The organism is Emticicia fontis, assembly GCF_054779675.1.
In genome coordinates this window covers 1-13,468 of the sequence record NZ_BAAGXU010000064.1, presented here as the reverse complement: position 1 = coordinate 13,468, position 13,468 = coordinate 1, and the positions used below count along the sequence as shown (strand labels likewise).

The following is a 13,468-nucleotide window of genomic DNA, read 5'->3' as shown; positions in this document are numbered from 1 at the left end:
GTTATGCTTCCATTTCGCTTACTTCCTGAGCCACCTGCTGAAACAGTTTTAGCAGATCCTCGGGAATTGAGTTATTATATTTATTTTGATACACTTTATGTAATACATCCAGTGGTTTTAGATCATAGAGCTGTGTTTGAACTACTGCTGTATTTTTTTCCGGATTTATTGACGCAGTTTTGTAGCGTACATCAATTTTCACCAATCGCATATTTTTACCTGCAAGTGCTGTTTCCACTTTATGACGAATACCTGGTTCAGGACCATCCGCCGTTACCCGCACTTCCAGATAAGGGGCTGTATTGTAGTTTCCTTCCCATTGTGTCAACTGTTGTAGTGAATCAAGAACTTCTACCAGAGAGCTATGAACCGTTGGTACCTGTATTAAGGGTACCGCAACAGGAATCTCAATTGCTTTAAAGTTTTCTATTTTCTCATCTCCTAAATCAAATACAATCACCTGATGCTTGTAACTGGTTTCTGAGAAAGACATAGGTAATGGGCTTCCGCAATAACGAATGTGTTCCTTGCCGCCTATTCTTTGTGCTTTATGGATATGTCCTAACGCAACATAAGAAATTCTTTCGTGAAACGCTGACGCAGAAATGCACTCTACACCACCCATAATCAATCGCTCCATTTTGTCTATATCACTTACAGTTGCTTGTTGGGTATGCAAATGACCCATTACGATTATAGCCTGACCAACTTGCCTTTTTGAATCAACATACTCAAAAGCTTCTTTATAAAACGCGGCTACACCATCAGAATATGGATTGTCACAATCGACGATTACGGGATAATCCCCCAATCTTAAAAAGGGGGCAGCAATGCACCATGCGTTTGCGTTACCATCTTTATCCTTTAACGGTATTGTAAGTTTACTATAATCAATCTTCCCATCTTCTCTTTTTTCTATTAAACCTATAATATGAATATTGGAAGATTCCAATAACGGTTTGGGCGACTCTAATCGAGCTGCCGAATCATGATTGCCCGCTGTAATAATTATTTGTAACTCAGCATTTGCCTTTACAGCCTGGTTTAGGAAGGAATAGAACATTTTAATTGATGCTGCAGAAGGATTAGATAGATCAAATATATCACCACTGATCAGCAAAATATCTACATGCTCTTTTGTAAGAGTAACAAGCAGCCAATTCAAAAATTGCTGATGCTCGTATGTACGGTCATACTCATAAAAAAGTTGGCCAATGTGCCAATCACCAGTATGCAAAATTTTCATCATATTTACTTCATTAGTTCAATTTTATTAATTTCTCTACTAGTAACCATATACGTTTGCTAGTATTAGCATAATCATTACACTGTACATATCTTTGTGCCAACCACTTCTCATCATGCATTGCACCTTTCCGACTATCATGTTCGTTCAAGATGGAGTATGCTTTTGACGTTTTTTTCATAAACATCTCTCCTAAAATGTGACGAGAAGATATCCCAATCAAAGCCCCCCTAAAGCTCATCAATAAGTTATTTGAATTGAGCTCTAATGATTATATTTATTACCCTTTACTATTGCTATTTTTCCACCAACAGACAAAGTATTGCCCTGGATTATACAACTAACAAAAAAGAAGGTAGGTACACATTAGGAAAACCAACAATTTCATTATTAATTTCCGCTTTTTCAGGCATATTGTAATTAAATACACATCCTAGCTTCTAAGTTTTCCTTGAATGTCATTATTAGAGGTGTGATAGAATAGCACTATAGCTATTAAATCATATTGTTAATTTAGTTTGTTCTCAGACTGTATATTCTTGATAAGAATTCTTTCGTTCCTTCGAGATCATAATATTTTTCCTTTATCAGTTTAATCTGATAACTACTTGGTAAATAGCCTCCCCATTTAGAAAAATCCAAGATGGTAGGATTAGTTTGTAAAAGGTCATAAATATGTGCATCTATATTAATAATTGATTGGGATATAGATTGCCATCTGGAAGTTATCTCACGTTCTGAAATTTCAAGTTCGAAAGAACTGCTTTCATCATCAAGATTATTTTTTATTCCTGCAATATTAAGTAATAGTTGGAGGGCTCTATTTATTCGTGTTCCTGTAAAAGTAAAAAGAGTTGAATGTCTTTCTCCTATCAATAAAGGTCTTTCGTCTTGAGAATTTTTTATTGAGAAAATAGAGAAATCTTTACGCATCGCTTCAATTTCATCAGAACCAGATTGATCCAAAAAATTGTAACTGCTGTTAGCCAATAGAATTTCTAACATCTTTTCTCGTATTCTCTCATGAATAACTGAGCCATTGCCAGAGAACCTAGGTTTCTTGCCATCGTTTGCGGGAGCAACTTCTATTTTTTTAGAAGTATGGTCAACAAATTTTATTTTCCAGATTCTTGCAGCAAGTAATATATTCTCATCTTCAATAATCTGTGGTGAAAATGGTATTTCACCAATTTTAATCCCCGCATTTATAACCTTATAGCTTTCTTCCGTTTTAAATACACTATAAAAATCACGGCTATTCACTATTTTTTCTCCCTCTATACCAATAATTACTTCATATTGTAGCTTTTCTAAGAAATCAATTTTAATTAAGTGATTAATAATTTCTTCTATTTCACTAACTTCTATCTGACTGAATGCTGCATTTTTGTGAAGTTGCTTAATTAATTCTGTCAATCTAATTCCTGAGTGTCCTTTGGTTAAGGATAAAGCCTGATGAACTAAAATATCATAAGGCTGTTCATTTTTTAGGGGAGGTTCAATAAAACCTTCTTGATACAATAACCAACAAGCAAGAGATTGTAGTAAACTCCATTTATTAGTAGCATACAAATATAAATTACTGCTTTCCCCTTCTTTTCTGCCACTTCTTCCTACCCTCTGAATTAAAGAAGCGATACTATGGGTCGCATCAATCTGAACAACCTCATCAACTGTTCCAATATCTATTCCTAATTCTAATGTGGATGTGCAGACTATACAAAAATTTTGTCTGGTATTATTCTTAGCAAAATATTCGATAAATTCTCTTACCTCCTTATCAACCGATGAATGGTGAGAAAAATAATTAGGATGCCCTTTTACTGTGTCTGATATTTTTCTAAGCTTTACTGCGATCTCTTCAACTCTTCCTCTGCTATTAGGGAAAATCAGAACTTTATTGTTTCTAGTTTCTAGGTATAAATCTTTTACAAGTTCTAAGGGCAGTTCTTCGGTCTTGTTTTTGAAGTAACGGAATACAATATTAATTTCTTTGGCGGTTCTATCCAGCAGAACTTTAGTTTTCAATTCGTCACCTGTAAACTTCTTTGCGTCAGCATAATCCCCAATGGTGGCAGATAGCCCTATGATGTTAAAATACCTGACATTAAGCCTTTGCAGCCTTGCCAAAATAGACTTTAACTGAATCCCTCTATCTGTCCCAATAAATGAGTGAATTTCATCAATGACGATATACTTTAAATTGGCAAATAAGTGTTTTACATGATGAGGCTTATTGACAAACATAGCCTCCAATGATTCTGGAGTAATTAAAATTATGCCATTTGGTTGTTTAATTATTCGTTCTTTAGCAGTTTTATTGGCCTCTCCATGCCATTTGGTTACACTTACGTCAAGATTTTTACAAAGTTCTTCAATACGATAAAACTGGTCATTGATTAAGGCTATCAAAGGTGAAATGTAAAGTACTTGTACTCCTGAATCATTAAAATTGACTTTTGAAAGTATTGGCAAAAAAGCTGCTTCTGTTTTTCCAGATGCCGTTCTCGATGCTAAAATTAAGTGTTCCTCTGATGTGATAATTTTATTAATAGCGGCCGTTTGAATTGGGCGTAATTGCTCCCAACCCTTATTACGAATATATTTTCGTATTGGCTCAGAAAGTAAATCAAAGGACATTATAATTCTTCAATGCTATCTAATGAAACTTCATTGGGTCTTTCATCTGAAATCTCCAATTCTCCAAATAATTGATTTTTATCTACTGTTGGATTTTGGCGAATGATATTCAGAATATTTAAAAAATCTCTGATTACCTCTCTAGGTGTCAAAAATTCTGATGCACTTGGCTTATTAAATAACTCCTCCATAAACTGATGAATTTCATTATCACTTATAGAAATATCAGTTTTATAATGATAATCAAAAATTGCTTTCAGCTTTTTCAGAAGTACAAATATTTCATTATGGTTGAGTGGCATTAAACGAATAACCGGCTGGGCAAAATCTCTTATTTCAGCTGTCTCAAATTTATTGGTTAAGAGTCTGGATTTTAGAGCATTGTAGCTAAAAAGTCCTCTCCGCTCATTTTCTAAGACTTCTTTTGTTCCTGCAAAGTTAAAAAACAGATTTGCCACTTTCCCTTGGAAGCAGTCATTGTATATAGTAAGAATCTTTTCATAATTCTTTTCGCGCATGACTGACGTTGAGATTTTATAAAGATTGATAGCTTCATCTAGGCTTATCATGAAACCGCTATACCCCATATTTACAAATAGCTTGCAAAAGTTTTTGAGCATGTCATAATAATTCAAATCATTAATGACTTCTCTAACCCCTAAGTCCTGTTTTGCTTCAAGCTTACTTCTATATTCTCCTTTTAGCCATTTTAAGGCACTCCTTCTTAAAAATTCATTGTCTGTGATATATCCTTCATAATATTTCATTACTACCGTTCCAAAATCGAAACTACCCACTTCAGTAATTTCATTAATAGTTTTCATGATATTTGACTGAATGAGATTAAAATACTGTGCGTTTCGGATGTCTACCAACGAAATCGCATTTTCTTCTGCTGTTTTAGTAATGATTAATTCAATCCATTTTTCTAATAAAGTTGGCAAGGCTCCACCTTCTGGTTTAGTCTGAATAGCTATATTATCTATAATTGCCGAGTAAAGGGCAACGGCTTTCCCGTCATTGGAATATAAACGGTTGTCAGGAGTGAAGTCTGCATTACTTACTACAAAACGCTGCTTGAGTGCTACGGTATTGAGTAAGTGAAGCATAAAAGATTTGCCGGAACCAAAGTCTCCAATCCAGAATTTCACCAAACTATGACCATTCTTAACATCTTCCAATGAAGAAATTACAGCATTTATTTCTTCAGAACGACCAACAGTTATATGCTGAACACCAATTTTAGGGACTACACCGCTGATTAATGAATTGATTATGGCGGTTGCTTCTTTAGGTTTAATATTGTCAATCATTTTATCGAAATTCTCTGGAAATAATTGGGGTTAATTGTATAATAATCATCATCTTCTTCAATCAATACATCGTCTAAGAACTCATAACAAGTGTCATTAATACTATCTATTATTTGATTTTTAAAAAGTCCTTTTGATTTAGCAAACACTTCAATTTCAGTTTGAGCAACTGAGAGGTTATTTTTTTGAAAGACTTCTAAGGTAAGAATTTGTATAGGTCTAAAGCCTAAATCTTCCATAAAAGCTGAATGATAGGCTTCGGTATTCTTTTGATATATGTCAATTTTTATTTCTTCTGTATTTATTTCCTGAACCCTTATAGTCGTTGTCTCATCATCAAAATCATCGTTTAAATATTCATTTAGGATTTCAACAGTACCAGAATGTTGCTGCTGAACCTGCTTTATTATAGTAGTATCAAGTTGAATTTTCTTTCTTTTAACTTCATAAATTTTAGAAATATCATTCAGGGCTTTGTCTAAATTTTTATCTCTGATTAATTCACTAACAACTTTTTCGAAAGTATGTAATTGTTCGTTTGTTTTGAATAAGCTTTTTTGAATAGTTTTGGTAAGTTGCCTGTTATCAAAAGTAGCGGATTGTAAGTCATAATATATATAATAAACGTAAAAAGAGAGAGCAATTTCACTGCTATGTTTTGCTATAAATTTAGATGCTTCAAAAAATATATTTTCTATAGAAGGGTTATGTTTATTTAACCTCCCTAGAGCAAGAATTGAGTCAAAAAACTCTCTTGGCTTTCCTTGATATTTTTCTGTTAATTCCTCAAACCTGATTCTCCAACGACTTGTATTTTGATTGTAAAGTTCGATATCTGTTGCTTCATCAGGTAAAGAAACTTTAGTAATTAAGGCAGGTAATAGTTCAGTTACTTTTGAGATTATTTTTGTATCAAATTCAACTTTAGCTTCTGCTATTGCATAATTAGTATCCGTGCTTATTTTACGTTTATGTCCATAATATTCTCGAACTGAATTTTCACAATATTTAAAAATATGAGAATAGAATTCATTAGTTGTGTTTTCAATAATGTATTTATAATTCTGGCTGCCTCTTCTATAATTGAATTGTTTTTTTGCAATAACATCTGCCACATGTAAGAACTGAACATCCAGACTTGTTCCTTCTTCAGCATATTTATCCTTTAATGCAGAAATGGTATATATAAAAAGCTTAAGTACCTCAAGGTAGCAATATTCAATACTACAAAAGTTATTATTAGGGTACCAAAGTTTGTTAAGGAGCTTAACTTCTTCTTCGTTTAGGTTCAGTTTAGTTTTATACTTGCTACCTGTCTTCCAATAATCATAATCTGTGTTATAGTTCTGATAGCTATATACGTTTTCTTCATGTATCCTTGAATTCCTTTCATAATAACCTTTTCTGTCTATTTTTTTTGTAAGAAAAGGTATACCATAAGGTTTTGTTTTGGGGTAGTATTTCCCTAAAATTCGTAGTTGCTTTTCAACTTTAGGTATATCTTTATGATGATCATATTCATTCAGTAAATCAAATAATAAAATAAATGCATAATTGGTATTTCCTTCCAAATCTAAATACTCCTCATGTAAAAAACGGCTTTTAAAAATTTCGTAAAAGTTCTTTTGTTCATTAGTTGCACTAACTATTTCTGAGTAAGAATACACATAATGGTGCTTCCAATATGGCACTTTATCTTCATAAGTTTTTAAATCAAATTCTGAATCGATTTTATATAATAGGTTAGAAATGTCGATAACCGAATCGTCATTAAAAGTTCTTGAAGAGCTTGAAGTAGTTACATTTATATCAAATTTTCTAGTGTGATTTCGTCTTAGTTCACCTTCTACTCCCTTTCCAGATTTACTACTATAGTCAGGATTGGTATAAGACTTATTTCTGAGGGCTGGCTTTTTGTTATTCGAAGCTGAATAAATGATAAATATTACTATTCCAATTATTATTATTGCAGTCATAGATTTATAGGCCGTGTCAAAATATCAGGTTTTGTCAAAGTTTTTTATTAACAGAATTTAACTTTTCTTATGACATTCTCACTAGGGCAGTGAAATTCGTTTAATTTATGCTTTTAACTCTTTGTATAGAGCTGTTTTCTAGGGAAAATAAAAATTAAAGGTTTTATAATTAGACTTCATGTGTAACTCGAATAATGTAATTTAAAATGAATAGTATAGTGCTTGGAAAAATATTACAATTTATAGATTTAAGCAAAAAAATCTATTAAACGGTACTTTTCATAAATAATAAATAACTTCTTAGGATGTCTAACCTATGGTTAGATTTAAAATATGGCGTATTTCTATAATTCAATTGTTTGACCCGTCATGAAATAAGTTGATTAAATTTGACCTATCAGGAAAAGGATGAAAACAAACATTAAAATTGTGGTCAAAGAGATTACAACCTCCTTCTTAATAAACATTGTCTTCGATAAAATCGAAGACATATAGCCTCTCAACAATAATAATTGTAGTTTGGAATTTATTTACTTAATTAATACCAAACACATATGTTAAATCTTTCCGCAGCCATTATTGATTTTCTTGCACATTGTAAAATTGAAAAAAAACTTAGCTCTAAAACACTTAAAGCCTATAAAACAGACCTTTTACAACTAAATACATTCCTCACTAAGAATAAATATTCAGAAAATGTAATAGATATAAATAAAATATATCTGAGGGGTTATATAGATGCGATGTCTGACTTAAAACCTAGATCCATTAAGCGTAAATTGGCTACGTCAAAGGCTTTATTCAATTATCTAGAATATGAAGATCAAATTCAAATTAATCCGTTTAGAAAAATGAGGATCAAAATAAACGAGCCTAAGCAACTTCCTAAAGTGATGAATTTAAATGAAATTACTAAAATCTTCCAGATAGCTTATAGTCGCAAACAATTATTCACGCAACAAAACAAACTTAGCTATGGACCTGTATTAACGAAAGTTGTCGTAATAGAATTATTATTTGCCACCGGAGGACGCGTATCAGAAATAGCAAATTTACAGGCTGAGTCAGTCAATTTAGAATCAGGAACTATAACCATTAAAGGAAAAGGTAACAAAGAAAGAATTATACAGATTTGCAACCCTGACAGTATTAGTATATTAAAGCACTACCTCAAAATTTATGAGGAACAGATAAAAAAAGAAGGTTTCTTTTTAATCAATAGACTCAATAAAAAATTATCTGATCAATCTATAAGAAATATGGTTAAGGATCTGGCTAACACTGCCAATTTATCCGGAAACATTACCCCTCATGTGTTTAGGCATTCTTTTGCAACTTTGCTTCTTGAACAGGATGTAGATATTAAATACATTCAATCAATGCTCGGACATAGCTCAATAACTACAACCCAGATTTATACACATGTAAATAAAGAAAAGCAAAGACAAATTCTTCTAAACAAACATCCTCGAAAAAATATTGAATTGGTTTAGCTGCATTTTTGTGAGTTATAGATAACTACTAATTATCAATGAACTCTTTTAACCTAAGTGAACTTTGCATAGTGCTAATTGCTGATAGAACTTATGAAAGTTACATTCTTTCAGATATTGAAGGGAATAAACTTGAAATGATTTCAAATGAATACTATGATTCGGTTTTCAACGCATTAAAATCAATTTGTAAAGAAGTAATACATTACCAGTCGCCAGAAAAACTAATAGACAATGCTTTTAAGCATAAAAACGATCTAGTTTTAACAATTTTTGGCGGAAGTGATTCTAGAAACAGGATGGCGTTAATTCCGGCGATTTGTGAGTCTTATAATATCAAATATGTCGGTGCAGATGTATATGCAAGAGTCGTTTGCCAAGATAAGTTTCTAGGCAAAGAATTCGCTAAAAGATTCGAATTACAACTTGCATCTGGTGTATTAATTGACAATTTGGAAATGCTGCCTTTTATCAAAGATTTAAAATTACCTTTAGTAGTAAAACCAAATTTTGAGGGAAGTTCAATAGGAATAACGGAAAACTCAAAAGTAAATTCTTATGAAGAGGCGATCGAGTTAGCAAAGCATTTATTTGAACGTTTTAATCAATCTATTTTAGTTGAAGAATTTATTGCGGGAAGAGAGGTATATATTTGCATAGTTGGAAATAAGTCTAAAATCATTTTACTGGAAGCTATGGAAGTTGTTTTTAATGATGACGAAGACTATTTAATTGAAAGGATTTATTCAGCAAAAGATAAACACTTGTCAGAAAAAAGTAACTACTATAGACCTGTTACACACTTATTATCCCAAAAAGAAATACAAAATCTCGAATCACTATTTTTAAGCCTCGGGAAAATGGACTTCATGCGTATTGATGGGAGAATAACTGATAGTGGATTCGTTCTAATAGAATTGACACCTGATGCTTATATCGGAAATGATTCGTCTATCGCTTACGCTGCTAAGATGAATAATTTATCTTATATGGAGTTATTTAAAACTATTATCCATACTGCATTAGAGAGCTATCATACTCCATATTCCAATTACAAAGAAAACTAATTGCTCTATCTCGAAATGACAAATAAAAGTCTTCATCATTTTCAGCAATTGGGGTACCATATAACCAAAATTTCCAAATAGGAGTTTCTCGAAGTTTTAACGTGCTTATTTTATTAAGATACAAAATTGCTTGTTCCTTATCGCCTATCCTCTCAAAATATTTGTATAAGTCGAAGTAAGCGTATCTAAGTATGGATTTACTTGCAAATGATGGAGCTTTCATTACATCTAGCATCGTTTCTATTGCCATTTGTGCATCCTTTCTTCTATCAAGCCAATCCATAAGAACAAGAAAATTCATAGAAATTGTAAGACGCTCAAAATCTCCAGAACAAGTTATCAAAGCTAAACGTAGCAACTCCTCTGCATTACCGTCTATTATTCCCTGCGATAATTGGAGTACAGCAAGGTTATTTCGCAAGGTGTGTTTTTCAGTAATTTCATCGCCAAGTTCTTTTTCACTTAAAAGAAACTGTTCCTCAGCGAGTGAATAATATCCGGATAAACCCAGATGTACTCCATATGTGATTCTGGAAAAGGCAGCTTGTCTAGTAGCCCCAAACTTTTTAAAATGCTCTATGCTTTCTTTAAAGTAAGGCAGACACCCTTTATAGCTAAATACAAATTCTGCATTACGTAATAAAAAACCATATTCGAATAAGTTTGTGTATCCGTTGTTATTATATAGGACGAAGAATTCATTTATTGCAACATCTTTATTTCCAATATCATAATTTGTCACTAACTTTACAAGGCGTAAGGCAAGCTCATAATTTGTTCCATTAGTGGCATTTTCCAATTCTAAATTGCAGTAATTAATCGCTTCCACATGCCTACCTATTTGTTCCATCAAAATAGCTTTAAGAATTTTATAAAGTTTGCTATTATCTTCAAATTCTGAGAGAATATGCCATGCATTTTTGCTGTTGCCTAATTTATACCATATCTCAACTAACCAAAGACTGAGCTTTAAAATCCTATCTCTATATCTATGTAGATCTTTCTGAATAAGGTTTGATTTGACATTTTCTACGTACTTTATCATCTTTTCAGGGTCACGACTTTTTAGTGCTTCTACATTAATCACATCGAGCAAACTTAGAACCTTTGTGTCCAAATTAAGCAGGGAGGAAAAATAAAGAACCTTCATTAGTCTCCAACCCTTTGATGTATAAACATCACTTTCCTGTAGGAGGTTTTCGTAGATATTTAACCAAAAGTTATAACCAATGAAGGAGAAAAGGCTATATCTTCCTGTATTTAAAATCTCTCTATAAATACTATCATGAGCAAGGCTTATACCTTCATTAGATTTATTGATAAGCTTTCTTTCCAATAATGTTTTTATTTGTACATTTATGTCAAAGATATAGTTAATTGCTTCATTAAATCCTATAAGCCTTTTTAGCAAGTTCTCATCAACTGTTTCTTGATGTACAGAGATAATAGTCAGAACAAATAACTCACTATCAGATAATGAATTTAAATGATCTTTAGTTGCACTTTGAATATTAATCTCCGCAGCATTTTTAATCGGAATGCCATATTTTAATTTAGCAAGAACATCAACCAATAACCTCATATTACCTCTCCATTCCACATAAGAATTTTTGATTAATTCCCAAGATGCGTTAGGATGATCCAATATAATATTCTGAACATCAGTTAATGATAAGGGTTGTACAAATAATGGGTTTAATGAAATACTATTTTCTTCAAACGCTGAAGTAATCTCACTAAAACTAAATCCAGTTTCATCATTTTCAGTATATTCTAATAAGTATAAGCAACAAAGGCTTGATTTGATTATGGATGTAAGTAGTTCTAGTGAACGCTGATCTATACTTTGTATGTTTTCAATATTTATTATAATGGATTTTTGACTGCATTGATTTCTTACGTATTCGTATAGGGTAACTAGAATGTCAGAATGTGTCGACTCAAAAAAGCTGTCAGGACTAAAATCACCCGAGGCAAATAAAAGATTAAAAATCCCTTTGGCTGTGTCCGAAAATGGTATTAAATCACTAATGTCTGATTTAATATTTTCTCCTAACTTCTTGACAAGAATACTAGATAGCTTGCCACTCCTTAAAAAATCTTGTATAGTTAGTAATCTAGAATCTTTTAATGCAAATTCATGAAGACATCTTGCCAATTTAATTATATAGTACCCAGATGAATATGCATTTTTCTCTGCCTGAGGTATAGAAACTTTGATTGTAGGAAATTGAGACTTCTTACCTAAAATGAAGTTACCTGTAAGTTCGCTTTTCCCTACACCACTTTTACCACAAATCAGAACAACATCAGTCGCATAGTTTAGCCTATTGCTATGACTTTCTAAAAATCTGAATTCATTTGTACGGTTTACAAACTTAATTTTCATTGATAATTAGTAGTTATCTATTATTGATAAAAAAATCTTTATACTCCATTTGGGGAATATAATTAATGTCTTGAAATTCTCTCTTAGTAAAAGCATAAATAAAGGATTTTTCCATTCAAAATCAAAAAAAACTTATTTATCGGCATATTAAGTTCATTATTATTGTCAAGATTCGAGCTTTCTGGTATTTTGTCTCACATTACAATAAAACAAAAAACACTGGCTATCAGCGCTTTAAATTAGCTACTGACTAAATGGGTTTACAATCGACCCTTGATACCGATTCTGGTTTTCTTTGATGGATATAATCAAAGATAAATGTTGTTTATTTATAACAAATACTCTTTATCTGTAGCTAATAAGCAACAAAATAGTGCATAAAAACAAGTTTTATTTCCCAGGTTTGGCAGATTATGGAAAAATGGGAGAAAATATCAAGCTGGCATCTGACGACGAATTCGCCAGAAAATTACAAGACCTAAAACTGAAAGCAAAGAACGATAATGGCAGATAAATTCGATACATGGGTATATATCCATCGGAAAAACATGGATGCACCTAAAAGCATGGCTATCTTGTCGGCACAGCAAGCCAAAGGAAGAAAAGCTTTTAGTTTTTTATATACCAAAAATAGGTTTCAAAAGTGTTGGGGCCGGAGGAAGAAATCCAACATACCTCAGATCACTCTTAATCGTATAAATCACACCTGGTAGAATGAAGTATACAAATGAGAGCATCAATTCAAAAGACGTTAGTAAAAGAAATTTTTATCAGCATACACACCTCTCAGGGTCTTGAATAAAAATATTCTTCAAATTATAATAATGTATGATCACCTCTCAAAACTATACCTTATCAGGTATAAAGCACAAGTATCACACAATAATTATACCCTTTCGGGTATTCAATCACAACTTTCTTGTTTTCTATCTCCTTCAACACCAAGTATATCTAACTATTATTTTACATTAATACAGCGAGTCTGTTTTTGATGAGTTCTATATAGGTTGTCTTTTGCTCAGTACTCAGAAAACTTGCTCCAACAGTTTGCAATAGCTCTTCTTCCTTTTTAAATAGATTACTTAAAACCATCTCCACAGACTTTTCGTTCAATTGCAATGTTTTTGCCAGATTTATGAAATCACTTTTTTTCAATTTGTTCTTTTTCCCATTAATAGTAAGAGCTGCCTGTTCATCGTCTTCCGGCATTGCCAGCTTGGTCGACACCAAATCATAGGCAGGGCTAAAGTATACCTTTCCATCGCGCTCACGAACCAATGAGAAATTTTTGGTTGTAGATTCAAATGTATGATGAGTTGAATAAATAAAACAAGGGAGCGAACT

At 32.2% G+C, this 13,468-nt stretch carries 9 protein-coding genes; 3 read left to right on the top strand and 6 right to left on the bottom strand.

All coding sequences use genetic code 11. The features are described from left to right. Position 1: 1 nt before the first annotated feature. From ACYVFA_RS24000 to ACYVFA_RS23985, 4 genes are all read right to left on the bottom strand, one after another. The gene (locus ACYVFA_RS24000; RefSeq protein WP_460474403.1) at positions 2-1,249 is read right to left on the bottom strand and encodes an exonuclease SbcCD subunit D; all 1,248 of its coding nucleotides are present in this window, start codon (positions 1,247-1,249) and stop codon (positions 2-4) included. 510 nt (positions 1,250-1,759) lie between these two features. Next, the gene (locus tag ACYVFA_RS23995) at positions 1,760-3,886 is read right to left on the bottom strand and encodes a DEAD/DEAH box helicase (protein WP_460474402.1); all 2,127 of its coding nucleotides are present in this window, start codon (positions 3,884-3,886) and stop codon (positions 1,760-1,762) included. Continuing rightward, positions 3,886-5,199 (bottom strand): ATP-binding protein, encoded by a 1,314-nt coding sequence (locus tag ACYVFA_RS23990; protein WP_460474401.1) that lies wholly within the window; start codon positions 5,197-5,199, stop codon positions 3,886-3,888. Before ACYVFA_RS23990 ends, ACYVFA_RS23995 begins: the two co-directional genes overlap by 1 nt. Further along, positions 5,196-7,175, bottom strand: coding sequence for a tellurite resistance TerB C-terminal domain-containing protein (locus ACYVFA_RS23985; protein WP_460474400.1), 1,980 nt, complete (start codon positions 7,173-7,175; stop codon positions 5,196-5,198). Before ACYVFA_RS23985 ends, ACYVFA_RS23990 begins: the two co-directional genes overlap by 4 nt. 554 nt (positions 7,176-7,729) lie before the next feature. Here ACYVFA_RS23985 and ACYVFA_RS23980 point away from each other — a divergent pair. Then, positions 7,730-8,668 carry a tyrosine-type recombinase/integrase gene (locus ACYVFA_RS23980; protein WP_460474399.1) on the top strand — a complete coding sequence of 313 codons (939 nt, stop codon included), beginning with the start codon at positions 7,730-7,732 and terminating at the stop codon, positions 8,666-8,668. Between the two features lie 38 nt (positions 8,669-8,706). Continuing rightward, the gene (locus ACYVFA_RS23975; protein WP_460474398.1) at positions 8,707-9,735 is read left to right on the top strand and encodes a D-alanine--D-alanine ligase family protein; all 1,029 of its coding nucleotides are present in this window, start codon (positions 8,707-8,709) and stop codon (positions 9,733-9,735) included. Here ACYVFA_RS23975 and ACYVFA_RS23970 read toward each other — a convergent pair. Beyond that, a complete protein-coding gene (locus ACYVFA_RS23970; RefSeq protein ID WP_460474397.1) occupies positions 9,677-12,124 on the bottom strand; it encodes a hypothetical protein in 2,448 nt (815 codons plus the stop codon). The genes ACYVFA_RS23975 and ACYVFA_RS23970 overlap by 59 nt on opposite strands. A 373-nt stretch (positions 12,125-12,497) precedes the next feature. Here ACYVFA_RS23970 and ACYVFA_RS23965 point away from each other — a divergent pair, with 373 nt between their 5' ends. Further along, a complete protein-coding gene (locus tag ACYVFA_RS23965) occupies positions 12,498-12,638 on the top strand; it encodes a hypothetical protein (RefSeq protein WP_460474396.1) in 141 nt (46 codons plus the stop codon). Positions 12,639-13,087: 449 nt separating this feature from the next. Here ACYVFA_RS23965 and ACYVFA_RS23960 read toward each other — a convergent pair. Further along, positions 13,088-13,468, bottom strand: a 381-nt coding sequence (locus ACYVFA_RS23960; protein ID WP_460474395.1) for a HipA domain-containing protein, incomplete at its 5' end; no start/stop codon positions are given.